The sequence below is a fragment of the Actinoallomurus liliacearum genome, assembly GCF_039542035.1.
GTDB classification, from domain to species: Bacteria; Actinomycetota; Actinomycetes; order Streptosporangiales; family Streptosporangiaceae; genus Actinoallomurus; species Actinoallomurus liliacearum.
This window is the reverse complement of the sequence record NZ_BAABHJ010000020.1, coordinates 68170-91080: the sequence shown is the minus strand read 5'-3', so window position 1 is coordinate 91080 and position 22911 is coordinate 68170. Positions and strand designations below refer to the sequence as shown.

Here is a 22911-nt window from a genome sequence, read left to right as displayed (position 1 = left end):
GTCAGTCGTCGGCCGGCATCGGACGCACCTCGACGGGCAGCGTCGTGATGCGGGTGAACTCCTCCGCCCACTTCAGCGCGGCGTCCAGATCGGCCACCCGGATGATCGTGAAGCCGCCGATGTGCTCCTTGCCCTCGGTGTACGGGCCGTCGGTGATCAGCGTCTCGCCGTCCCGGAGCCGTACGACCGTGGCCGTGCCGGCGGGGTACAGCCCTCCCGTGAAGACCCAGGCGTCGGCGGCCTTGAGCTCCTCGTCCCAGGCCTCGACCTTCCGCATGATCTTCTCCAGCTCGGCGGCGGGCGGCGTGCCCTCGTCGGGCTGGTAGACGGTGAGCATGTACTGCTTCATCGGAGCTCCTCTCCTCGGTGCCGGCGCTCTGCCGCGTCTCACTTCCTGTACGAACCGCGCTCCGTCGGATCGACGGACGGCGGCGAAATCTCACGGTTCTCAGTTCGGTCTCATCTGAATCTCACGCGCCACGCCTAGCGTCCTCCACGCGGGGGACGACTGACCGTCATAGCCGTTGTCAACCGAGGGTGGGCGAGCGCATGACCGACCACGAACAGCAGGAGCAGTCCCCGAGAGCCGGCGGCGTGAACCGCCGCGCGGCACTCACCGTCCTCGGCGGGGCGGGTCTCGGCGCCGCCGGAGTCGTCGCGCTGGGCCGCGCGGCGGCCGGCGCCTCCACCACCCGCACGCCAGGCGGCCCGAGCCCGGCGTGCGTGCTCGCGCCGGAGATGGTCGAGGGCCCCTACTACCTCGACTACGAACTCTTCCGCCGCGACATCACCGAGCGCAAGGAGGGCGTGCCCCTCATCCTGCGCGCCACCGTCGTCAACGCGGCCACCTGCGCGGCCATCCCGAGGGCCGCACTGGACGTCTGGCACTGCGACGCGCTCGGCGAGTACTCCGGGTACACCGCCATGGGCGTCGGCGGCGCGAACGGCGGCGGCCCCGGTGGCGGGCCACCGCCGACCGGCACGCCGACGGCGCCGCCGCCGGGCTCACCGCCGCCGGGCGGCGGTGGAGGGCACGCCGAGCCGACCGACAAGCTCACCTTCCTGCGGGGCGTCCAGCTCACCGACCGGCACGGCGTCGTGGAGTTCCGCACGCTGTACCCGGGCTGGTACATCGGCCGGGCGATCCACATCCACGCCAAGGTCCACCTCGGCGGCAGGATCGTCGGCCGGAAGTACACCGGCGGCCACGTGGCCCACACCGGCCAGTTCTTCTTCGACGAGAACGTCACCGAGCGGATCGCCGGGCTCCAGCCGTACGCCGTCAACACCACCCGGCGCACGACGCTGGAGGAGGACGGCATCTACCAGAGCGGCGGATCGGCCGGCCTCCTGACCCTGCGCCCGCTCCGCAAGGGCCCGATCACCCACGGCCTGCTCGCCACGATCGTCGTCGGCGTGAACCCCGACGCCACCCCGTGAACCCCCGGGCGACCCGCCTGAAGTTGCGCCGGGCGGGTCGCCCGGTCCCCGCCCGGCATGCCGCCGTGGCCGCCAGAGACGAGCGGCGTACGAAGGGGCCGGCGCGGAGAACCGCGCCGGCCCCTTTAGCGGCGGCGGCAGGCGACGCCGCTCGGGAGCCTGCGAACGGCTCAGCGGTCATGCGCGCGGCGCAGGCAGAGGGTGAGGAATCCGAAAGTGCCGCGATAGCCGTGCAGCCAGTCGGTACGGTGCTCGGCCGCGGCCCTGAGGGCCTGATCACTGTCCGGATGCTCGGGGTGTTCGAGAGCCCAGCGAGACAGGGTGCCGGTCCAGGACCATTCGTAGTCGTCCCACTCCTGCCGTGTGCTGACGTGCCCGTAGATCGGCACCCACCCGCGGTCCGTGATCCGGTCGACGGTCGTGGCGAGATCGTCGTACTCCTCGGCCTCGAACCCGGCGTCGAGAGTCGCCCGGCCCGGCGGACGTTCCCAGAAGCCGTCACCGACGAGCAGCCCGCCGTCGGACGCGAGATGACCAGCGGCCGCGTCGAGGGTCGGCAGGAGCCCGCCGAAGGCATGGGCGGCGCCCACGCTGAGCACCAGATCGAATCGGTTCGGTGCGGTGAAGTCCTTGGCATCCATCGCGTGGAAGACGACCCGGTCGGCCACTCCTGCGGCGGTCGCGGCCTTCTCCGCGCGAGCGATCGCCGAGGCGTCGGTGTCGACGCCCACCGCCCGCAGCCCGGGACGGTCGGCCAGCGCACGTATCAACCAGGTCCCCGCTCCACAGCCGAGATCGAGGACCCGTTCGTCGCTCCGCCGGAGAGCGCGATCGAGCAGGACCCCCACCGATTCGTCCGAGATCGGAGCCGCGATGGGATGGTCGCCGTGGGCGATGGCGCTGATTTCCTGACGGTCCATGGCTGCATCTTGCGGTCTGCTCCGCCCGAAGTCCTCCGATTTTCCGCTCAGGCCCCAACGGTCGGATAGGGACTTCTCAGCACGCCGAAGTACGCCTCGGGGGTCCCTTCCAGGTGCGCCGGCAGTTCGTCCATGAAGGCGCGCAGCAGCGGGGTCGCGTTGTGCCGGTCGAGGCCCTCCCGCGAACGCCAGATCTCGTACAGGAAGAACCGGCCGTCCTCCTGCTCGTGGAGGTGGTACTGAAGGCTGCCCTCGTGCCCTCGGGACGGCTCGACCAGGTCCATCAGCAACCGCCGGAGTTCGTCGGCGTGGCCGGGCCTGGGGGTCAGGAATCCGTAGAGGGAAACGGGGATCTGTGCCGTCGATGTCGTCGTCATGCGCCCAACGCTAAGATCTCATATCGATGTGAGGTTCAAGTCGCTTTCCTGTGGGGTGCGTCACATGAAGATCGGGGAGCTGTCCCGCGAGACGGGGGTGGCCGTCCACCTTCTCCGCTATTACGAGGCGCAGGGGCTGCTGACCTGCCATCGCAGCGAGGGCGGCCACCGCCATTACGGTCCCGAGGCCCCCGCCACCGTCGCCCGCATCCGCGCCCTGCTCGCCGCCGGGCTCCCCACCAGGGTCATCCGCGAGCTCATGCCGTGTTTCGCCGGCGACGGCACCGAGCTCCAGGCGTGCGTGCTCGACCACCTCAGAACCCAGATGGCCGACCTGGACTCCCGCATCGCCGACCTCACCCAGGCGCGTACGGCGCTCGGCGACATCCTCGAAGCCTCCACCCGCGCCCTCGCCTGAACCGGCCTGACCCGCCGCGCGCTCGGCCGACCACCAGCGGCGCAGCGGTTAGCTTGATCGGGTGACCGTGCGGCACTACCGATACGTCGGTCCCGTCGATCTGCTCTCGACGGTCAAGCCGGGCGAGGAGGGATACGGGATCGGCTCTCCCGGCGACCTCATAGCCTGGCTCACCGGCCGAGACGCCGCCGAACTCGATGAGCCCTTCACCTTTGTCGTCGACCTGACCGGGACGCTGCGGCTGGCGCCACGGCGAAGCGAGCACGTCGCCTGTGCGGGCGGAGCGCCCGTTCTGGGCGCCGGAGAGTTGTCCTTCCACCACCGGCAGGGCCGCTGGATCGTGCACGAGATCAGCAACCAGTCCACCGGCTACTGCCCGGACGTCACGACCTGGCCCGTGGTCCGCGACGCTCTCGACCGCGCCGGCCTCGAGCACCCGGACGCCTTCACCCACCCGGTCGTCTTCCGCCGCTGCCCGGCCTGCGCGGAGCGGAACGTCGTCCGAGACGACGACTACCACTGCGCCTTCTGCGACACGGAGCTTCCCACCACCTGGAATGTCGACCCACGCGCCTGACCGGGCCGGGCCGCACTCGACCGCTCATGCCTACGGCCGAGCGGAACGCTCGGCGAAGCGACGCAGGAGCGCGGCGAACCGCCAGAAAGCGCGGCCGGAGAGCCGCTTCCGCCGAGCGTTCGGTACGGGCTCCCGTCAGCCCGTCGTCCAGGGCCCGAGCTTGTCGGGGTTGCGTACCGCCCAGATGCGCTTGATCCGGTCGTCGGCGACCTCGAACGCGAACACCGTCACGGTGACGCCGTCCTGCTGGATCACCAGACCTGGCTGACCGTTGACCGTACGCTCCAGGAGCGTCACGTCGTCGAGTGCCCGGCCGGCGAGGTCGATGACGTAGCGCGCGATCTGCTCGCCGCCTTCGATCGGGTGGAGCGTGGCGGCGACGAGGCCGCCGCCGTCGGCGATCACCGTGGCGTCGGGGTCGAGGAGGCCCATGAGGCCGTCCAGGTCCTTGGCCTCCCACGCCTGTTTGAAATCCCTGACGATCCCGGCCTGCCGGCCTGCGGGAGTCGCGGGAGCCTGCGAGGTGCGGATGCGGCGACGGGCCGAGGAGGCCAGTTGGCGGCATGCCGCCGGCGTACGGCCGACGATGTCGGCCACTTCGGCGAAGGAGTAGCGGAAGACGTCGTGCAGGACGAACGCGACACGCTCGGCCGGCGTCATCGATTCGAGCACGACGAGAAAGGCCATGCTGACCGACTCGTCGAGAGTGACCCGGTCCGCCGGATCGCCCGTGGTGTCCGACCGCCCGTTGATCCACTCGGTGGGTTCGGGCAGCGGCTCGGGGACCCATTCGCCCACGTAGCGCTCCCGCCTGGCGCGTGCCGAGCCGAGCAGGTCCAGGCAGATGCGACCGGCGACCTTCGTCAGCCAGGCGCCGGGGGATTCGATGGCCTGCTGTTGCCGCGGCGACATGGCGTACCAGCGGGTGTAGGTCTCTTGCACGACGTCCTCGGCGTCGGCCAGGGAGCCGAGCAGGCGGTACGCGAGATTGATCAGCTGCCGCCGCTCGCTCATGATCGCGTTCAGGCCCGGATCGGGCCGACCGTGCCCTGACTCGGACTGGGTGCTCATGGTGTCGCCGACTCCCTCGGTCGCAGTTGCCGTCACCGATTCGACGAGACAGCGCACCGAAGTGTGAGGTCGGCGCACCGCCTCACACCCAGGGCGGCCGTGTCGTCGTACGGCCCGGAAGAGCACACCATCCGGCGAACAGGAATGCCAACGGGAGAAGAACGATGCCCGAGATCGGCATCACCCTCGGCAGCATCCGTCCCGAGCGCAGGGCGAACAGGTCGCCAAGTGGGTTCAGGACGTGGCATCACGCCGCGCAGCGCAGGGCGTCGTCCTGCCGGATCGGGTGCGGGCCAAGGGCTCGGCAAACCCTGGCGCAGATGTGGCGAACCAGGGCAAAGCGCGGCTGGCCGGAGCGCTTCACCGAGCATTCGGTACGCCCCCCGAAGGCCGGCAGCCTCGACCCGGCCGCGGCTTCGCGCGATCCGTTCGGAAGGGCCGCCATCGCCTGATCGGACCGGGGCTAAGAGTTCCTAACAAGATGGTCTTCAGCGCGACCTGTGGAAGCGGATCGAACCGAGCGATCGTTCCCGCCCAGCGTGATCACCGCGGCGATGGCGATGGCGGCCGAGGCGATCGCCGTTGTCGCAGGCCAGCCGAACCGTTCGACCGCCGTGGCGCCGAATGCCGTCCCGAGGCTTCCGCCGACGAAGTAGACGAGCATGTAGGCGCTGTTGAACCGCGCGGGCGCCGCGGGGTCGATCGCGAGAATGGTGCTTTGATTCGCGACTTGTGCGGCGAACAGTCCTGCGTCGAACAGCGCCAGACAGGCCAAGGCCGCGGCGGCGTTCGGGAGGACGAACCCGACGGTCGCCGCCGCGGCTCCGGCGATCACCAGGCCTACGAGGATCACGCGGCGCGCGCCCACACGATCGGTGCACATGCCCGAGATCCGGGTGGCGAGAATGCCGAGGAGGCCGGCAAGCGCGTACATGCCGATACGTTCTGCCGAGTACGAGTAAGGGGGCTTCGAGAGTGCCACCGCCAACCCGGCCCACAGCGCACAGAACGCGAAGAACCACAGGGCGCCACGGGCGGCGGCCGACCGCAACGCGGTGTACCGGACGAACAGGCCCGGAATCGACCTCAGCGTGGCAAGATAACCACGCTCGGCTCCTCCCCGGGTGCCCGGGACCACCAGCAGCAAGCCCACCGCGACGGCCGCGCAGGCCGCAGCGAACACCATGAGCATGCCACGCCAGCCGATCACCTCGGCGAGCCAGCCGCCGACGATCCGGCCGACGAGAATCCCCGCCGATATCCCGGCCGTCACGATCCCCAGCGTCGCCGCTCGCCGATGCGGGGACGCGAGCCGGCCGACCACCGAACTGAGGCCCGCGCCGACTGCCGAGCAGGCCCCGGTCACGCCGATCGCCGCGCCCAACGCCCATACATCGCCGACGACGGCACTCAAGAACAGGGCGGCCGCCAGGACGCCGACCTGCGCCGACAGCACCCGCCCCGGAGGAAATCGGTCGACCAGGGGGACGAGCAGACCGAGTCCGACCATGTATCCCATCGGCCCGCACGCAAGCGCCACCCCGACCGCGGCGAGCGAGGCGTCCAACGAGTTCGCCACCTCGGCGATCGCCGGCTGCAACGGGTAGATCGTCGCTGTCCCGAGCGCAGCCGCAAGCGACATGAACCAGACGACAGGGCTGGGCAATCGGCGGTGCTGATCGACATCGGCAACATCGGTTTTCACGCGCCAACCGTAGGAAGCGTCGGCGCCACGATGCTGGCAGGAAACAGACATTGACGTCACCACGGATGAGGCGGTGCCGAGTCCCGCCGGCGCCGTTCCCCGCGATGGGCGTCAGCCGTTCACCGTCGGCCAGGTGCACCTGATCCACCGGATCGTCGCGCGTCAGGGACGAAGTCAGGCCGAAATCCGCCGAACGGGAGGGACCGGACCCGTCTGCGAGGAATGCATTTTCTGGAGTGTCTACTGGGAGGCGATATTTTCTACTCCCAGTAGACGGCGCAGAAAGACCAGAGGCGCCCCGGCGGACGACGATCCTGCATCGAGCGGCCGCCGGCGGTCCGGCCGCATCTGGTGATCCACTGCCGGATCAGCCGCAGGCCAAAGGCTCGGCGAAACTCTGGCGCAGACGTGGCGAACCAGGTCAGAGCGCGGCCGGTCGGACTGCTTCACCGAGCATCCGGTACGCCCACCGAAGGCCAACAGCGCTCGACCCGGCTACGGCTTGGCGCGATCCGTCCGAAAAATCCCTATCGCCCGCTGAGGCCAGGACGCACGACGGCGACTTCGACGCACTCGCCGCCCTGGTTTCCGCTGTGGCTGCTCGTCCGCCAAAGGGCGGCCACCTGTACGCACGTGCCGCCCTGGTTTGCGCTGTGGCTGCTGGTACGCCAAGACGCCTTAGAGAGACTGACAATCGTCATAGTTCCGACAGTACCCGCTGCATGAATTTTTGGCTGTCGCGATCGGAGAGAGCGGTCGCGTGCAGGTGTTCGAAAGCTGCTGAATAAGCCCTGACCTGGGTGTTCTCTTCTCGATAGGACATCTCGGTCAGTGAGTCGACTGTCGCGACTTGAAGGTCACCGCGACTGCCGACGTGCATGACGCCAAATGCGCTGGCCACGCCCAAGTGTGCGCCTGCACTGAACGGGATCACCTGAATAGTTACATGAGGTAGAACCGAAACGTCGAGCAGAATCTGGAGTTGGGCTCGCATGAGCTTGCGGCCGCCGACCTCACGCCGCAGCGCGGCCTCGTCCAGGATCGTCCGCAGCCTGGGTGGGTCAGCTTCGTGCAGCAGTTCCTGGCGGCGCATTCGCACGGCGACGAGCCGATCGACACGCTCGGGATCGTCCGCGAACGGGCCTGTCTCCATGAGGGCGCGGGCGTACGCCTCGGTCTGAAGCAGCCCAGGGACCAGGATCAGTTCGAACAGTCCGATGAAGGTGGCGTCGGCTTCTAGGCCGATGAAGTCCATCATCTCGGGGGAGAGGTCGGTGGCGTAGCGCTGCCACCAGCCCTTCTTGCGGCCGTTGCGGCACCAGTCGAAGAGGCGGTCCCGTACGGCGGGGTCGGTGACGCCGTACTTGCCGAGGATGTACTCCAGGTCCCGTACCGGGACGTGGTGCAGGCCCTTCTCGATGCGGCTCAGTGAGGACGGCGAGCGCATCAGGACGCGGGCCGCCTCATCTAAGGCGAGGCCGGCCGCTTCGCGGTGGTCGCGAAGGGCCATGCCCAGCCTGCGCAGCCGGATCGTCGGCGTGATGGTGGCCATGGCGGCATCTTGGCCGGTCAGCGGCCGTCTCGCCACGGGAACCGGCAATGTGCAAATCGGCTCCTCGCCGTCACGCTAGTTTGACGAAGCGTATTGAACGCGTTACTCGGTGCGACGATGCTTGCGGCGGTATCAGGCGAGAGGAGTCGTCATGGGGGCGATGATCGTGCTGGGGACGCTGACACTTCCGGGCAGCGAGCGGTGCGTGGCGCACGCCCGCCGCTTCGTCCGGGACCTGGTGGGGGAGGACCACCCGGCCGTCGACGACGCCGAGTTGTGCGCCAGTGAGCTGGTGACCAACGCGGTCGTGCACACCGAGTCCGGCAACGGCGGCCACGTCACCATCACGGTCGCGCGGGACGGCGACGTGCTGGAGGTCTGCGTCGCGGACGACGGCGCGGGCGGCGAGATGCCGCACGTACGGGACGATCCGTTCGCGGAGAGTGGCCGGGGCATCGTCATCGTGACCGCGCTCGCCGCCGAATGGGGTGCCGAGGCCGAACGCGACGGCACCACGACCTGGTTCCGCCTGCGCGGCTGAGACCCCGGCCGGCCGCGCCAGGGCTCCCAGCGCCTGATCGCTACCCTGGAAGCTCCCGCGCGCCCCTCGCGCGCCATCTCCCGCGCGCCACTTCTCCTACGGCCGCGCGCCTCTCCCATCTCGCCGCAGTGCGCCACCGGCGATCTCCCGCTCGTCCCGAGCGTGTTCCCGCATTCCCCGTACCGAGGAGGATCTCGCATGTCCGTTCAGCCGCAGAGCCGGTTCGTCGTGGTCACCGGAGGGCCCGGGGCCGGGAAGACGACACTGATCGAGCAGTTGCGCCGCGAGCGGTTCGCGTGCGCGCCGGAGGGCGGTCGCGCCATCATCCAGGACCAGGTGGCCATCGGCGGTGAGGCGCTGCCGTGGCGCGACGCCGGGCTGTTCGCCGAACTCATGCTCGGCTGGGACCTGCGCTCCTACCGGCACACGACGGAGTACGGGGCGGCCGGGAACACCCCGGTCTTCTTCGATCGCGGCGTCGTCGACGTCATCGGCTATCTCCGGCTCATGCGGCTGCCCGTCCCACCGCACCTGCACGCCGCCGCGCAGCGGTTCCGGTACGACCGCCGGGTGTTCGTCGCCCCGCACTGGCCGGAGATCTACCGGCGGGACGACGACCGTCGGCAGACCCCCGAGGAGGCGGAGCGGACCTTCCACGCCTGCGTCGCGGCCTACACCGACTATGGCTACGAACCGGTCCTTCTTCCCCGCGCCGGGGTCGCGGAACGTGCGCGGTTCGTCCTCGACGCCATCGGCCACGGCACGCAAAAGACTCGGTGAACGCGGCCGAATTCTCCGGTTCAAGATTCATCCCGGGCTACAGCGGTGGACCCTGGTTCTACCGGACGGGCACCGGCACGACCGTCTTCGCCGTGACCTCGGCGGACGCGTTCCTGCCCGACGGCACTTTCGCGGCACCGCTCCGCCCCGACACCTTCGGTGAGATCTTCGCCACCGCCGACCGCTGGAGCCGTACGCACGGCTGATCGTCCACGCGCCCTTCCCTTGGGGGAGCAAGCGGGCTCTGGAAGACTGCGAACATGGCTGCTTCGCTGAACAAGGTCGGGGTCGTGGGGCTCGGGACGATGGGGGCCGGGATCGCCGAGGTGCTGGCCCGCAGCGGGCTGGACGTCATCGGGGTCGAGGTGGGCGACGAGGCGCTGAAGCGCGGCCGTGGTCACCTGGAGAACTCCACCGGCCGGGCGGTCAAGCGCGGGAAGCTGTCCGCCGAGGAGCAGCAGGCGATCCTCGACCGGATCACGCTGTCCACGTCGTTCGGCGCGCTCAGCGACTGTGACCTGGTCATCGAGGCCGTGCCGGAGCAGCTCCAGCTCAAGCGCCGCGTGTTCGAGCAGCTCGACGAGGTCTGCCGGGCCGACGCCGTGCTCGCCACCAACACCTCGTCCCTGTCGGTCACCGAGATCGCCGTCAGCACGAACCGGCCGGAGCAGGTCGTCGGGGTGCACTTCTTCAACCCCGCGCCGGTGATGAAACTCGTCGAGATCATCCACAGCGTGCTGACCCGGCCGGAGGCCCTGTCCGTCGTTCAGGGGCTGGTCGAGCGGCTCGGCAAGGTCGGCGTGACGGTCGGCGACCGGGCCGGGTTCATCGCGAACCGGCTGTTGTTCGGCTACCTCAACCAGGCGGCGGCGATGTACGACGCCGGGCACGCGAGCCGTGAGGACATCGACGCGGCGATGAAGGCGACCGGCCTGCCGATGGGCCCGCTGACGCTGATGGACCTCATCGGGCTGGACGTCTCGCTGGAGGTCTGCGAGGCGATCTACCGGGAGACGCGGGACCGGCGGCACGCGCCCGCGCCGATCCTCCGGCAGATGGTCACCGCCGGCCTGCTGGGCCGCAAGACCGGCCGCGGCTTCTACTCCTACGACGAGCCGGCCGCCGCGGCCGAGGCCGAACCGGCCGGGGCGCCGCCGCGGGTGGGCGTCGTCGGGTCGGGGCCGCTCGCCGTCGCCCTCATCAGCGGGTGCCTGCGGGCCGGGGCCGACGTCCGGTTCGTCGCGGGGGACCCGGAGAAGGCCGACGCCGTCCGTACGGCGCTGGAGCAGCCCGTCGAGGGCGGCACCGAGCTGGGGCTGCTCGCCGACTGCGACCTCATCGTCGAGGCGGTGGCCGAGGACACGTCGGTGAAGCGGTCGCTGTTCGCCGCCGTCGACGACGTGGCCAAGCCGGGCGCCGTCCTCGCCACGACGACGACCACGGTGCCGGTGATCGAGGTGGCGGCCGCGACCGACCGGCCGCAGGACGTCATCGGGCTGAACCTTCCCGACCCGGCGGGTGAGCTCGTGGAGATCGCCGCGACCGTGGTGACCGCTCCGGAGGTCGTGCGCCGGGCCGCCGAGTACGTCGCCGCGCTCGGCAGGCGTCCGGTGCACTGCCGCGACCGGGCCGGGTTCATCGTCGACGCGCTGCGCGTCCCGTACCTCAACGACGCCGTCCGCATGCTCGAGACGGGGTACGCCGACGCGGACTCCATCGACGCCGCGATGCGCTACGGCTGCGGGTACCCGATCGGGCCGGTCGCCGACCTCGACCGGCTCGGCCTCGGCCACGCGGTCGAGGTGCTGCGCGCCCTCTACACCGAGTACCGCGAGCCGGCCTACGCCCCGGCGCCGCTGCTGGAGGAGCTGTTCACCGCGGGCCGCACGTTCCGCTGAGAAGCGAGCCGGTCCCACGGACCGGACCGGTCACGATTCCGGAGACTCGGCGCACTCCGCCGACCGGACCCCAAAAGAGAAGAGCGGCCCCCGCGAGGGGGCCGCTCCTGTGGGCCGCGGTCGCCTGAGTCGGCTACCGCTACTGCCCGCGGTCCGTCTTCGGCGAGCGCGCCGCCCGTCCCGGCTGGCTCTGCCAGCTGGTCGTCGCCCGGAGACCCGGGGTGTTCGTGACGTCCATGCCACGGTACGGGCCCGGCGTGGACGACGTCGTCTCGGTGGTCTTGTTGTCCTTCGCGGTCATGTCCGACCCACCTTCTTCTGAGTTAGGTCCGCTGTTGACGCGGACTGCTTTGAAAGGGACCGTTCGGGACCGAGGCCGACCGGCCACTCCGGTGAGCAAGAAATCTCGCGCTCGTAGGTCGGCCGGGCGACGGTGCGGTGGCGGGTGGGTGGTTCGTCCCGTACGACCCGGTCCCCGTACCCTGATCGGCATGAGTCCGCGCAAGAACCGCCGTGACCGCGACACCGTCCGGGAGACCGGGGCGAGCGCGTTCGGCGGTCCGCAGCGGATCGAGGAGGGGCCGGACGGCGACTGGATCGTACGGCCGGTGGCCGGCGGGACCAAGGCGTACCGCTGTCCGGGCTGCGACCAGGAGATCACACCAGGCGTCGGGCATCTCGTGGCCTGGCCCGCCGAGGCCGGTGGGCCCGACGACCGGCGGCACTGGCACCGGCCGTGCTGGAACCACCGGCTGAACCGGCTGCCGAACATTCAACGGTCCCGTCGGGGACCGCGCTACTGAGAAGGGACCGCGATGGGGGAGATCCGGGCGAGCACGGTGCTGCCCGCGCGTCGTACGGACATCGAGCTGCGGACCGCCGACGGCCTCACCCTCGTCGGCGAGCTGGCCGTGCCCGAGGACCGGCCGCCGGTCGCCACCCTCATCTGCCTGCACCCGCTGCCGACGCACGGCGGCATGATGGACAGCCACGTGCTGCGCAAGGCGTCCTACCGCCTGCCGGCCCTCGCCGGGCTCGCCGTGCTGCGGTTCAACACGCGCGGGACGACCAGCGAACGCGGGACGAGCGAGGGGGAGTTCGGCGGCGGTGACTCCGAGCGGTACGACGTGGCCGCGGCGCTCGAGTACGCCGAGTACCACGACCTGCCGCGGGCGTGGCTGCTCGGCTGGTCGTTCGGCACCGAGCTGGCCCTCAAGTGGGGCCACGACCCGCTCGTGGAGGGCGCGATCCTGCTGTCCCCGCCGCTGCACCGGGCGACCGACGCCGACCTCGACGCCTGGGCGGAGTTCGGCCGCCCGCTCGTCGCGCTCGTCCCGGAACGCGACGACTACCTGCAGCCGGCGGAGGCCCGCGAACGCTTCAAGCGGGTGCCGCAGGCGGAGGTCGTCGGCGTCGATGACGCCAAGCACCTGTGGGTGGGCGAGCCGTACGTCCGGATCGTGCTGAACGAGATCGTGCGCCGCGTCGCGCCGGAGGCGTATCCGCTGCCTACCGAGGTCGGGTAGAAGGAACTTCTAAACCTCCGAGACCGAACACGGCCACCCTCTCGGCGGATCGATCCGCAGCGGTCAGGATGAGCTGGGTCCGGGCGTTCGCCGGGCTGAGCCGGATTCTTCCCGATGAGGTGATAGCCGTGCAGCTGTACAGCCGTGACGTCGGAGACGGGACACCGCTGGTGCTGCTGCACGCGTTCCCGCTGTCGTCCGCCATGTGGCTGGCCCAGCGGGAGGCACTGTCCGCGCGGTTCCGGGTGGTGACACCGGACCTGCGCGGCTTCGGCGGGTCCCCGCTCGGCACCGCGGAACCCTCGGTCGACGCGATGGCGGACGACATCGCGGCGCTGCTCGACGCGAAGGGCATCGACCGGGCCGTCGTCGGCGGCCTGTCGATGGGCGGCTACGTCACGCTCGCGTTCTGCCGCCGGCACGCGGACCGCGTCCTCGGCCTGGTGCTCGCCGGCGCGAAGGCCACGGCCGACACCGAGACGGCGCGGGCCGGTCGGCTGCGCATGGCGGGGCGGCTGGAGGAGGACAAGACCGTGGACGTCCTCCTCGAGGATTTATTGCCACGGCTGGTCGGGCCGACGACGATGCGGCAGCGCGCGCTGATCTACGGGCGGGTGCGCGGACTCGTGCAGTCGGCGCCCCCGGCGGCCGCGGCGTGGGCGCAGCGGGCGATGGCGGCCCGCCCGGACGCCCTGGAGTCCCTCGCCGAGCTGCGGTCCCCGGCGCTCGTCATCCACGGCGCGGAGGACGAGATCACGACGGAGGAGGACGCGCGGGCGATGGCCGACGCCCTGCCGAACGCGGAGCTCACCCTCGTGCCCGGATCCGGCCACCTCACCGCCGTCGAGCAGCCGCAGCTGTTCAACGACGCGGTGGCGGAGTTCGCGACGGCACTCGGCCGTACGACCCGCTGACCCGGTGGCCGTACGGTCAGGAGCTCTCCTGCCGGGGCATGACGACCTCGCGGAGGATCAACGCGACCGCGGCCGCGGTGGGGATGGCCAGCAGCGCGCCGATCACGCCGAGGAGCGCGCCGCCGAGCAGGGCCGCGATGACCGTGACGGCCGGCTGGACGTCGACGGACCTCTTCATCACCCTCGGCTGGACCACGTAGTTCTCGACCTGCTGGTAGATCAGGAAGAAGATCGCGGTAGCGATGCCGGTCCAGAAGCCGTTGAAGAACGCGATGGCCGTGACGAGGACGGCCCCGATCGTCGCTCCGATCAGGGGGATCAGGTCGGTGATGGCCACCAGCATGGCCAGCGCGATGGCGTACGGGACGTTGACGATCAGCAGGTAGATGTAGGACACGATCCCGGCGATGACCGAGATGAGGACGTTGCCGGCGACGTACCCGCCGATGCGGGAGAGGATCTCGTCGCCCAGCAGCGCGACGCGGGCGCGCCGGGACCGGGGCGCGAGGCGGTACATGAAGCCGGTGATGTTCGGCAGCGAGCCGAGGAAGTAGAGCGTGAGGATCAGCACGGTGAACGTGCTGAACACGCCACTGATCACCACCTGGCCGACGCCGAGGATCCCGTTGGCGGCCTGCTTGCCCAGGTCCTTGCTCTGCAGCGCCGTCTGGGCGCGTTCGAGCAGGTGGTAGCGGTGGTCCCAGTCCTGCAGCTTCGGGTTGTGCGCCAACTGCTCGAGGTAGCCGTTGCCGCTGGTGAGGTTGTTGATGAAGGCGGTGATCTGTTCGGTCATCGGCGGCACGATGGCGAAGCCGAAGCCGACGAAGAACCCGACCAGGCACAGGAAGACGATGAGCACGCCCCACCGGCGGGACACCCCCATCCGCGTCAGCGCCTCGACCGCCGGGTTGAGGCCCACGGCGAGGAACAGCGCGACGACGATCAGGACGATCACCTGCCGGGCGTCGGTGACCGCCTTGACCAGCATGTAGGCGGCCAGCACCCCGAGAGCGCCGTAGAAGCCGAAGATGAACGGGTGACTGCGGGTCAGCGGACGGCCCGGGCGGCCGAACGGGAACAGCGCGTCGACGCCCGCCTCACGCTCCCGGGCCGCGATGTCGGTGACCGGGTCGAGCGCGGTGACCTCGCCCGCCGGCTGCCGGGCACTGTCCGCGAGGGTCCCGACCTCCTCGCGCTGTTCGCCGTCGTGGGGGGTTTCCGCCGGCACGCACGTCTCCTTGAGCTAGATACCGACAAGAGCCTAGGGGATTACGGCCCCTAGGCTCTTGTCCGGCTCAGTGCGGTTGAACAGCGGACGACGTTACTCCTGCCACCAGTCGTCGTCGTCGTCCTTCTTCTTGGCCTCCGGCGCGGGCGTGGCCGGGGCGGGCGCCGGCTTCGGCGCGGGCTTGGGCTCGGCCGGGGCGATCGCGGGCTTCTCCGGCGGCGCGGAGATGGCCTCCTCGGTCGGTCCGCCCATCGGCGCGGACACGCCGCCGATGAGCTGACGCAGCTGGTTGAGGTGGCTGGTGATGCTGTCCCGCTGGCGCGTGAGCTCGTCCACCTGGCGCTGGGCCGTGGTGCGCATCCGCTCGGCCTCGCTCTTGGTCTCGCTGAGCAGGTGCTCGGCCTGGGACTTCGCCTCGGCGATGATCTGCTCGGAGTTCTTGCGAGCGTTGGCGACGAGCTGCTTGGCGTGGCTGTCGGCCTCGCGGCGCGTCTGCTCGGCCTGCTGGGTCGCCTTGGTGGCGCGCTGCTCGGCGGACGCCGCGCGCTGCTCGGCCTCGGCCACGAGCTTCTGCGTGGCGCTCTGTGCGGCCGCGTGCCGCTCGGCGTCCTGCCGCTCGGCCTCTTCGCGCCGGGCGGCCAGCTGGATCTCGAACTCGGCTTCGGCCTGGGCCCGCTGCGCCTCGCTCTCCTCGAGGATGCGGTTGGCCTGCGCCCGCATCTCGTCGGCCTGGCGCTTGGCGGTGGTGAGGATCTCGTCGCGCTCGCGCTTGGTGGACGCCCGCAGCTGGGCGACCTCGCGCTCGGTCGTGGTCCGGAGCTTGGCGATCTCCCGCTCGGCGGCGGCGCGCTTCTCGGCGACCTCGTGGTCGGCGGTGGCGCGCAGCTTGGCGACCTCGCGCTCGGTGGTGGAGGTCAGCTCGTCGGCGTGCCGGCGGGCCGCCGTGCGCACCTCCTCCGCCTCGCGCTCCGCCGTGTTGCGCATGTCGTCGCCCTCGCGCTTGGCGGTGGCGCGGACGTCGGACGCTTCGCTCTCCGCGGCCGCGCGCAACTCCGCGGCGTCGACCTTCGCGGCGGCCTTGATCTCATTGGCCTCCGTGCGGGCGGCCTGCACGAGCTCGGTCGCCTGCTCCTCGGCGAGGCGCAGCAGCTGCTCGATGCGCGCGCCGAGGCCGGAATAGGTGGGTCGCTCCTGTTCCTGGAGCTGACGATGTGCGTCGGAGAGCTCCCGTTGCAACGCCTGAGTCTGCTCGCGGCTCTGGCGGACCTCGGTGTCGAGCTGCTTGATGTGCTCTTCGACCTGGTGCCGGTCGTAGCCGCGCAGCACCACGTCGAACTCGCGTGGGGGCGTGCTGTCTTCGAAGAAGTTGCTGAGCTGGGCGTCGATGTCGGACTGCATGAGGCTCAATCCTGCTGTGACGAGACGGCTACAAGTGGTGGAGGTACCAGACGATGGCCGCGCGAGTACTGCGTGTTACGGGGTACGGCACGTGCGGGACCACTTTCCGGCGACAGCAGAGTACTCCCGACACTGCCGTGTTGGGGGCTCAACTTTACGACCTGGGCAGTTTGTCGCGATTGTCAGCGCCCATGTAGCGACCTGGTAAGGCGTCGGGTTCTGCCCGGGTGACAATGAGTCAGTGCGCGCGCGGCCTCGCCTGGACAAGTTCGGTCAGGACGCCGCCGACATCCTTGGGGTGCAGGAACGCGATCGAAGCGCCCATCGATCCGTGCCGCGGACGCTCGTCCAGCAGGCGTACGCCCTTACCGCCGATGCTCTCCAGCGCGGCCACCACGTCCTCGACGCCGTATCCGATGTGGTGCACGCCTTCTCCCCGTTTCGCCAGGAACTTCCCGACCGGCGTATCGGGGTGCAACGGCTCCAGCAACTGGACGTACGACGCGCCCGCAGGGCCGTCCGCCACGTGGAGCATCGCCTCCTTCACCCCTTGCTGCTCATTGACCTCCCGGGACGCCACGATCAGACCGAACGTGCCCTCGTAGAAAGCGATCTTCTCTTCAAGATCATGGCATGCGATCCCGACGTGATCGATTCGGGTGAGCATGGCGGTGGCCTCCCTGGAAAGTCTCGGCTCTCTTGTGGGTATGTTGGCAAACGTCGCCCCCACCATTCGTCGGAGGTCTCGTTTCATGGCCGGTTCCGTCATCGTCGCCGGAGCGCGGACGCCCATCGGGCGCCTGCTCGGCTCTCTCAAGGACTTCGCAGCGGTGGACCTCGGCGCGATCGCCATCCGCGCCGCCCTGGAGCGCGCCGGACTCACCGGCGACCAGGTCGACTACGTCATCATGGGCCACGTGCTGCAGGCGGGCGCGGGACAGATCCCGTCCCGCCAGGCCGCCGTCAAGGCCGGCATCCCGATGAACGTCCCCTCGCTGACGATCAACAAGGTCTGCCTCTCCGGCCTGGACGCCATCGCCCTCGCCGACCAGCTCATCCGCGCCGGCGAGTTCGACGTCGTGGTGGCGGGCGGCATGGAGTCGATGACCAACGCGCCGCACCTGCTGCCGAAGGCGCGCCAGGGCTACAAGTACGGTTCGATCGAGGTGCTCGACGCCACCGCCCACGACGGTCTCACCGACGCCTTCGACGGCGTCTCGATGGGCGAGTCGACCGAGCGTTACAACGCCAAGCTCGGCATCTCCCGCGAGGAGCAGGACGAGTTCGCCGCCCGCTCGCACCAGCGGGCCGCCGACGCCATCAAGAACCAGCTGTTCGACGACGAGATCGTCCCGGTGGAGATTCCGCAGCGTCCGGGGGCGGCGGGGCGTAGCCAAGGGGGTGGAAAGCAGGGCGACCCGGTCGTCTTCGCGGCGGACGAGGGCGTCCGCGCCGACACGACGGCCGAGTCGCTGGCCCGCCTCCGGCCCGCGTTCAGCAAGGACGGCACGATCACCGCCGGCACGTCCTCGCAGATCTCCGACGGCGCGTGCGCGGTCGTCGTCATGTCCAAGGCCAAGGCCGAGGAGCTCGGGCTGACCTGGCTGGCCGAGATCGGCGCGCACGGCAACGTCGCCGGCCCGGACAACTCGCTGCAGTCCCAGCCGGCCAACGCCATCAAGCACGCCCTGGGCAAGCAGGGGCTGACCGTCGGCGACCTCGACCTGATCGAGATCAACGAGGCGTTCGCGTCGGTGGGCATCCAGTCGATGCGCGACCTCGGTGTGGACGCCGGCAAGGTGAACGTCAACGGCGGGGCCATCGCGCTTGGCCACCCGATCGGCATGTCCGGCGCGCGGATCGTCCTGCACCTGGCGTACGAGCTGCGCCGCCGGGGCGGCGGCGTCGGCGTCGCGGGGCTGTGCGGGGGCGGCGGCCAGGGCGACGCCCTGATCCTGAAGGTCTGAGGGCCCGGGGTGGCGCGGAACGTCGACGTCGAGGATCTGGTCGAGCGGGCGAGGAAGGGACAGCCGCGCGCACTGGCGCGGCTGATCTCCCTCGTCGAGAACGCCTCGCCGCAGTTGCGGCCCATCATGGCCGCGCTGAACCCGCTCGCCGGCCGGGCACGGGTCATCGGCCTGACCGGCGCCCCGGGCGTCGGGAAGTCCACGTCCACCGGCGCGCTGGTGACGGCGTTCCGGGAACGCGGGCTGCGCGTCGGCGTGCTGGCGGTCGACCCGTCCTCGCCGTTCACCGGCGGGGCGCTGCTCGGCGACCGGGTGCGCATGCAGGACCACGCGAGCGACTCCGGCGTCTTCATCCGCTCGATGGCCAGCCGCGGCCACCTGGGCGGCCTGTCCTGGGCGGCGCCCCAGGCCATCCGCGTGCTCGACGCGGCCGGCTGTGACGTCGTGCTGGTCGAGACCGTCGGGGTCGGCCAGGCGGAGGTGGAGATCGCCTCGCTGGCGGACTCGACGATCGTGCTGGTCTCGCCGGGCATGGGCGACTCGATCCAGGCCGCCAAGGCGGGGATCCTGGAGATCGCCGACGTCTTCGTCGTCAACAAGGCCGACCGGGACGGCGCCCAGCAGACCGTACGCGATCTGCGCAACATGATCGCGCTCGCCGGCGACGTCGGCTGGAAGCCGCCGATCGTGCCGACGGTCGCGGTCAAGGGCGAGGGCGTCGACGACGTCATCCGGCGGCTCGACGAGCATCACGCCTGGATGGAGGAGTCCGGCGAGCTCCGCCGGCGCCGGCTGGCCCGGGTCCGCGACGAGGTGGAGGCCATCGCCGTGACCGCGCTCCGCGAGCGGATGGGCGACCTGCACGGCCACCAGCGCCTCGACGTGCTCGCCGCCAAGGTCCTGTCCGGCGACTGCGACCCCTACTCCGCCGCCGACGAACTCATCGCCGCCCTCACCAGCGACTGAACGCGTACATTCGGTTACCCCGACATGCGTGGAGGCGCCGAATGACGAAGATCCTCGTAGATGTGGACGACGACGCGCTTGCCGCAGCGGCAAAGGTTCTGGGCACCAGAACGAAACGCGACACGGTGAACACCGCTCTTAGAGCGACGGTCGCGGCGCTGCGCAGCGCTCGTAAGACCGGTGTTCCGCGTCACCCGGCGGATTGCCAAGGCGAAGAGGGGTAGCCGTCCTCGGGGACGTGGTCGGCGGCAGCGGCGGCGGCGGGTTCGGGGCGGGGTGCGCGGCGGTGGCCGAACTCGAGGGTGAGCAGGGCCACGCCGACGGGCACGAGGCTCGCCCACGACGGGAAGGCCACAGCCCTCCTCACGTAGCGCGGCCGGAACTTCCGGTTGAACAGGTACAGCGACTCGACCTTGATGAGCGGGTCGAGCAGGTGGATCAGGCGGTAGCCCCCCTGCTCCAGCGGCCCGCGCTCGGCGGTGTCGAACAGCTCCCGGAACGCCGCGAAGTTGAGCGAGACCTCGTCGATGCCGCGGTCGCGGGCGTACTCCATGACGTCGACGATCATCCGCTCGTTGAGACCGTTCGGGGCGCCGGGGACGCGGCGCATCGCGTCGAGGGAGAGCCGCCGTCCGCAGGCGCTGGGCAGGTACCGCTGGAAGCCGATCGGCGCGCCCTCGGCGTCGCGGACGATCACGACGACCGAGGAGGCGTGCCGGCCGGTCAGCAGGTCGTCCATGTTCATGGAGAACCCGCGCTCCTCGGTGCCGCCCATCGCCTCGGCGGCCACCGTCTGCAGCCGGGCGAGCTCGTCGGCGGTCAGGTCGCCCTCGCGCGCGACCCGCGTGGTGACGCCCGCGTTGCGGGTGCGCTGCACCGCCTGCCGTACGTTGCGCATGCTCCGGCCGCTCAGGCCGAACTCGTTCGGCGACAGCAGCACCTCGTCGCCGATCTCGATGGAGCGCAGGCCGTACGGGCGCCACAGGTCGAGCAGGTCGGCGCGGGCCCCGAGCACGGCCATCCGCCACCCGGAGCGCTCCGCGAGCGCGGCGAACTCGGCGACGGCGGCCGGGTAGGAGCGCGGGTCGCCGGCCGGGTCGCCGCCCGCCACGGCGACGCCGAACAGCACGCGGTACCCGATGACGGCCCGCCGGTCGGGGCTGAAGACGTACGACTTGTCGCTGCGCAGGACGAACGGGGCGAGGGTGTCGGAGCCCTGGTCGTCGACCAGGCGTGCCGCCTCGGCGCGCTCCCGGTCGGTGCCCGCCGGGGGCGGCGGCGCGGGCGTGAGCATCGTGACCAGCATGGCGAGCAGCCCGCCCCCGCCGATGACGCCCAGGCTGGCCTCGAACCAGTGGTCGGCCGAGCCGCTGAAGTGGATGGGGCCGGGGCCTGAGGCGGTGAGGCCGGTGAGGATCTCGCGGCCGGCGTCGGCCGGGCTCGGGCCGGGCGTCATCTGGTGCCACTGCAGGATCATCACCGCCAGGCCGTACGCGATCGCGAGGCCGTACGTGATGAGGCCGGCGCGGACGGCGGTGCGCACCCGGCTGGGGGAGGCGGTGAACTCCCCCCGGTACCGGACGAACGCGCCGATGGCGGCGGTGAGGAGGACGAGCCGGCCGAGCTGCCAGGTGCTCAGGGCGTCGAGGGCCGACAGGCCGGTGAGCAGCAGGATGACGTAGTACGCGACCCGGCGGCGCAGGAGCACGCCGCGCGCGGTCGCCAGGAGGATCAGCGCGAGCAGGAGTTCCTGGCCGTTCGGGAACAGGTCGCCGATGACGAGGTTGGCCGGCCGCTCGGGCGTCGAGCCGCTCAGAGCGGGGAGCGCGACGGCCACCGCGGCCGCCGCGATGGGCAGCGCGAGCGGCCAGGTCGGCCGGCGATGGAGAGCGGACATGCGGTGAAGAGCGGACGCGCCTGCCACGGACACAACGATCACCCCGGTTTATCCGTAACCGGCCCTTTGTTAGTGCTATTCCCCGCGGGCCGTCTCGGTAAGATCACGGTGATGTGGCGTAAGTCACCGTAACGGTTTTGAAGCCCAAACCGCGCAGTAGGTTCATGATCATCTGTTTGGTGTTCGTATCGGCCCGTTCGGCCAGGCCACTGGAGCCCGCGGCATCCTGGATCTTCTGGGCGGCGAGCACGTAGAGCTGCTGCTGCTGATTCGGGTTCGAGCTGAAGAACTGGCCAATTCGGTCGAACAGTCCGCGCTGTTGCGCGAACACATAACTGCGTTTCGAGTCCAAATTGGTCTTCTCGAGCTTGGCGTGCGGCAGCCGGATCGTCACCGACGTGCGGTCCTTGTCGGTCGTGACGGCTCCGTTGCCCAGGCCGGAGAAGTCGACGTACGCGTCGACGCTCCCGGTGCCCACGAACAGCGTCCGCTGACCGCGGATCGCGCCGGGCAGGAACCGCGCGTCCTTCTCCAGGTCCACGATGACCTGGAAGTTGCCGGTCGCGGCCTCGTACCGGGAGAGGTTCTGGATCGACCGCAGGACGGCGGGGCCGCTGCGGTCCTTGGTCTTCTCGCTGAACGGGTCGAGCCAGTGCGGAAGGGCGTTCACGGCCTGCAGGACGGCGTACACCAGCGCGAGGAGCACGACGATGAACGCGATCCAGCGAACGCCCGGCCGGCGCGGCCGCGGGGATGCCGGTTCGTCCTCGGGGGCTTCCGGTCGCACCATTCTCGTCTCACCTCTAGGGGTCTCGGCTAAGACCGGGATTACCCCGGAAGAGGCCCACTCATCCCCCGGGACGTACGGCCCCGGTGGCACTGGTGGTTGACCTGGTCGTTCGCGCGAATTCGTTATCCGGCGGCCTCTGCGTGCGGGGCCACGGCCGCCTGCTCGACCTCGATCAGCGACTCGCCGCGCCGGTGCGCCTCGAACGCCTCCTTGCCGCCGCGGACGCCGAACAGCCTCTTGGAGATGACGAGGTACAGGACCAGGCCGACGTTGATCACGAGCGCGCCGATGCGGACCGCGGTGACACGGTCCGTGAGCTCGTAGATCTCAACCGGCAGGCCGAACGACGTCGCGACCACGGCGAAGTACTCGCCCCAGCGCTTGCCGAGCCACAGGCCGACCGCCTCGACGAGCTCGATCACGGCGTACGCCAGCAGCCCGACCGCGAACCAGGTCAGCGTCTCCGACTTGAGCGCGAAGACGTGCCGGATCTCCTCGATGATGCGCGAGTGGTCCAGGTCCCAGCCGATCTGCCGGGCGAGCGGCCGCAGCAGCGGGATGTCCTTCTCGAAGACCCGCTGGATCGACCCGCGGTTGGCCGAGAACCGCCACACGCCGTACGCGGCGGCGACGATCAGCAGGCCGCGGATCACGCGCTCGATGGCGAAGAAGCGCATGATCAGCTCGTCCCGCAGCTCCCGGCCGCGCGCGACGAGCGGGGCGCGGTCGGCGGGGCCGCGCCCGTGCGCCTCGCCGTGGACGTAGGTGCCGCAGCGCAGGCAGCGCCAGGCCTCCCCGGCGGGGGTGGGCACGTGCAGCCGGTCCCGGAGGGCCGGTTCGTCGGGGGCATAGGTGACGTGCCCCGAGCGGGCACACTTCAGCAGGCTCCAGTCCACGGCCCGACGATAGTGAATACCGGCAGATAGAGCACGTCGTTCGTGGATTG

27 protein-coding genes are annotated in these 22911 nt (G+C 70.5%); 13 read left to right on the top strand and 14 right to left on the bottom strand.

Annotated elements, in window-relative coordinates:
* Position 1 precedes the first annotated feature (1 nt).
* Complete coding sequence (locus ABD978_RS26230) at positions 2 to 349, bottom strand: YciI family protein (RefSeq protein ID WP_345359926.1); 348 nt, start codon at positions 347 to 349, stop codon at positions 2 to 4.
* 200 nt (positions 350 to 549) lie between these two features.
* Here ABD978_RS26230 and ABD978_RS26225 point away from each other — a divergent pair, with 200 nt between their 5' ends.
* Positions 550 to 1440 (top strand): intradiol ring-cleavage dioxygenase, encoded by an 891-nt coding sequence (locus ABD978_RS26225; protein ID WP_345359923.1) that lies wholly within the window; start codon positions 550 to 552, stop codon positions 1438 to 1440.
* A 170-nt stretch (positions 1441 to 1610) separates the two neighbouring features.
* On the opposite strand, the gene ABD978_RS26220 is transcribed toward ABD978_RS26225, so the two are convergent.
* A complete protein-coding gene (locus ABD978_RS26220) occupies positions 1611 to 2360 on the bottom strand; it encodes an SAM-dependent methyltransferase (RefSeq protein WP_345359920.1) in 750 nt (249 codons plus the stop codon).
* Between the two features lie 47 nt (positions 2361 to 2407).
* Positions 2408 to 2737 (bottom strand): putative quinol monooxygenase, encoded by a 330-nt coding sequence (locus tag ABD978_RS26215; RefSeq protein WP_345359917.1) that lies wholly within the window; start codon positions 2735 to 2737, stop codon positions 2408 to 2410.
* 64 nt (positions 2738 to 2801) lie between these two features.
* Between ABD978_RS26215 and ABD978_RS26210 the strand changes: the two genes are divergently transcribed.
* Positions 2802 to 3155, top strand: a complete 354-nt coding sequence (locus ABD978_RS26210) for a MerR family transcriptional regulator (protein WP_345359914.1) — start codon at positions 2802 to 2804, stop codon at positions 3153 to 3155.
* Positions 3156 to 3216: 61 nt separating this feature from the next.
* Positions 3217 to 3732: a hypothetical protein gene (locus tag ABD978_RS26205; RefSeq protein WP_345359911.1), complete on the top strand. Its 516-nt coding sequence runs from the start codon at positions 3217 to 3219 to the stop codon at positions 3730 to 3732.
* 135 nt (positions 3733 to 3867) lie between these two features.
* On the opposite strand, the gene sigJ is transcribed toward ABD978_RS26205, so the two are convergent.
* The 4 genes from sigJ to ABD978_RS26185 form a co-directional block, all read right to left on the bottom strand.
* On the bottom strand, positions 3868 to 4803 hold the full coding sequence (gene sigJ, locus ABD978_RS26200; RefSeq protein WP_345359908.1) for an RNA polymerase sigma factor SigJ: 936 nt from the start codon (positions 4801 to 4803) through the stop codon (positions 3868 to 3870).
* A 463-nt stretch (positions 4804 to 5266) separates the two neighbouring features.
* Entirely contained in the window at positions 5267 to 6508 is a 1242-nt protein-coding gene (locus ABD978_RS26195; protein WP_345359905.1) for an MFS transporter, read from the bottom strand.
* Between the two features lie 527 nt (positions 6509 to 7035).
* Positions 7036 to 7209: a DUF397 domain-containing protein gene (locus tag ABD978_RS26190; RefSeq protein ID WP_345359902.1), complete on the bottom strand. Its 174-nt coding sequence runs from the start codon at positions 7207 to 7209 to the stop codon at positions 7036 to 7038.
* Entirely contained in the window at positions 7206 to 8060 is an 855-nt protein-coding gene (locus tag ABD978_RS26185) for a helix-turn-helix domain-containing protein (RefSeq protein ID WP_345359899.1), read from the bottom strand. The genes ABD978_RS26190 and ABD978_RS26185 overlap by 4 nt, the downstream gene beginning before the upstream one ends.
* Before the next feature lie 151 nt (positions 8061 to 8211).
* Between ABD978_RS26185 and ABD978_RS26180 the strand changes: the two genes are divergently transcribed.
* The 4 genes from ABD978_RS26180 to ABD978_RS26165 all read left to right on the top strand — a co-directional run bounded on the left by ABD978_RS26180 (position 8212) and on the right by ABD978_RS26165 (position 11279).
* Positions 8212 to 8601 carry an ATP-binding protein gene (locus tag ABD978_RS26180; protein ID WP_345359896.1) on the top strand — a complete coding sequence of 130 codons (390 nt, stop codon included), beginning with the start codon at positions 8212 to 8214 and terminating at the stop codon, positions 8599 to 8601.
* Between the two features lie 198 nt (positions 8602 to 8799).
* Positions 8800 to 9381 carry an AAA family ATPase gene (locus ABD978_RS26175; protein WP_345359893.1) on the top strand — a complete coding sequence of 194 codons (582 nt, stop codon included), beginning with the start codon at positions 8800 to 8802 and terminating at the stop codon, positions 9379 to 9381.
* On the top strand, positions 9378 to 9587 hold the full coding sequence (locus tag ABD978_RS26170) for a hypothetical protein (protein ID WP_345359890.1): 210 nt from the start codon (positions 9378 to 9380) through the stop codon (positions 9585 to 9587). Before ABD978_RS26175 ends, ABD978_RS26170 begins: the two co-directional genes overlap by 4 nt.
* A gap of 54 nt (positions 9588 to 9641) precedes the next feature.
* Positions 9642 to 11279 (top strand): 3-hydroxyacyl-CoA dehydrogenase family protein, encoded by a 1638-nt coding sequence (locus ABD978_RS26165; RefSeq protein WP_345359887.1) that lies wholly within the window; start codon positions 9642 to 9644, stop codon positions 11277 to 11279.
* 139 nt (positions 11280 to 11418) lie between these two features.
* On the opposite strand, the gene ABD978_RS26160 is transcribed toward ABD978_RS26165, so the two are convergent.
* Positions 11419 to 11580: a hypothetical protein gene (locus ABD978_RS26160; protein WP_345359884.1), complete on the bottom strand. Its 162-nt coding sequence runs from the start codon at positions 11578 to 11580 to the stop codon at positions 11419 to 11421.
* Positions 11581 to 11770: 190 nt separating this feature from the next.
* Here ABD978_RS26160 and ABD978_RS26155 point away from each other — a divergent pair, with 190 nt between their 5' ends.
* From ABD978_RS26155 to ABD978_RS26145, 3 genes are all read left to right on the top strand, one after another.
* A complete protein-coding gene (locus tag ABD978_RS26155; protein WP_345359881.1) occupies positions 11771 to 12082 on the top strand; it encodes an ATP/GTP-binding protein in 312 nt (103 codons plus the stop codon).
* A 12-nt stretch (positions 12083 to 12094) separates the two neighbouring features.
* Entirely contained in the window at positions 12095 to 12805 is a 711-nt protein-coding gene (locus ABD978_RS26150) for an alpha/beta hydrolase (RefSeq protein ID WP_345359878.1), read from the top strand.
* A gap of 128 nt (positions 12806 to 12933) precedes the next feature.
* Positions 12934 to 13719 carry an alpha/beta fold hydrolase gene (locus ABD978_RS26145; protein ID WP_345359875.1) on the top strand — a complete coding sequence of 262 codons (786 nt, stop codon included), beginning with the start codon at positions 12934 to 12936 and terminating at the stop codon, positions 13717 to 13719.
* Positions 13720 to 13735: 16 nt separating this feature from the next.
* Here ABD978_RS26145 and ABD978_RS26140 read toward each other — a convergent pair whose 3' ends face one another.
* From ABD978_RS26140 to mce, 3 genes are all read right to left on the bottom strand, one after another.
* Positions 13736 to 14947 carry an AI-2E family transporter gene (locus ABD978_RS26140; RefSeq protein ID WP_345359872.1) on the bottom strand — a complete coding sequence of 404 codons (1212 nt, stop codon included), beginning with the start codon at positions 14945 to 14947 and terminating at the stop codon, positions 13736 to 13738.
* 93 nt (positions 14948 to 15040) lie between these two features.
* Positions 15041 to 16345, bottom strand: a complete 1305-nt coding sequence (locus ABD978_RS26135; protein ID WP_345359869.1) for a DivIVA domain-containing protein — start codon at positions 16343 to 16345, stop codon at positions 15041 to 15043.
* Positions 16346 to 16583: 238 nt separating this feature from the next.
* Positions 16584 to 17012, bottom strand: a complete 429-nt coding sequence (gene mce / locus ABD978_RS26130; RefSeq protein ID WP_345360535.1) for a methylmalonyl-CoA epimerase — start codon at positions 17010 to 17012, stop codon at positions 16584 to 16586.
* 85 nt (positions 17013 to 17097) lie between these two features.
* Here mce and ABD978_RS26125 point away from each other — a divergent pair, with 85 nt between their 5' ends.
* From ABD978_RS26125 to ABD978_RS26115, 3 genes are read left to right on the top strand one after another with little or no spacing between them, the layout of a single operon-like run.
* Positions 17098 to 18312: an acetyl-CoA C-acetyltransferase gene (locus ABD978_RS26125; RefSeq protein ID WP_345359866.1), complete on the top strand. Its 1215-nt coding sequence runs from the start codon at positions 17098 to 17100 to the stop codon at positions 18310 to 18312.
* A gap of 9 nt (positions 18313 to 18321) precedes the next feature.
* Complete coding sequence (meaB, locus tag ABD978_RS26120) at positions 18322 to 19278, top strand: methylmalonyl Co-A mutase-associated GTPase MeaB (protein WP_345359863.1); 957 nt, start codon at positions 18322 to 18324, stop codon at positions 19276 to 19278.
* 41 nt (positions 19279 to 19319) lie between these two features.
* Complete coding sequence (locus ABD978_RS26115) at positions 19320 to 19502, top strand: type II toxin-antitoxin system VapB family antitoxin (protein WP_345359860.1); 183 nt, start codon at positions 19320 to 19322, stop codon at positions 19500 to 19502.
* Here the strand turns inward: ABD978_RS26115 and ABD978_RS26110 are convergent.
* From ABD978_RS26110 to ABD978_RS26100, 3 genes are all read right to left on the bottom strand, one after another.
* Positions 19469 to 21175, bottom strand: a complete 1707-nt coding sequence (locus ABD978_RS26110) for a bifunctional lysylphosphatidylglycerol flippase/synthetase MprF (protein WP_345359857.1) — start codon at positions 21173 to 21175, stop codon at positions 19469 to 19471. The two genes, ABD978_RS26115 and ABD978_RS26110, sit on opposite strands and share 34 nt — an antisense overlap.
* A 103-nt stretch (positions 21176 to 21278) precedes the next feature.
* A complete protein-coding gene (locus tag ABD978_RS26105; protein ID WP_345359854.1) occupies positions 21279 to 21965 on the bottom strand; it encodes a DUF4230 domain-containing protein in 687 nt (228 codons plus the stop codon).
* A 122-nt stretch (positions 21966 to 22087) separates the two neighbouring features.
* Positions 22088 to 22861: a DUF2127 domain-containing protein gene (locus tag ABD978_RS26100; RefSeq protein ID WP_345359851.1), complete on the bottom strand. Its 774-nt coding sequence runs from the start codon at positions 22859 to 22861 to the stop codon at positions 22088 to 22090.
* Positions 22862 to 22911: the final 50 nt, after the last annotated feature.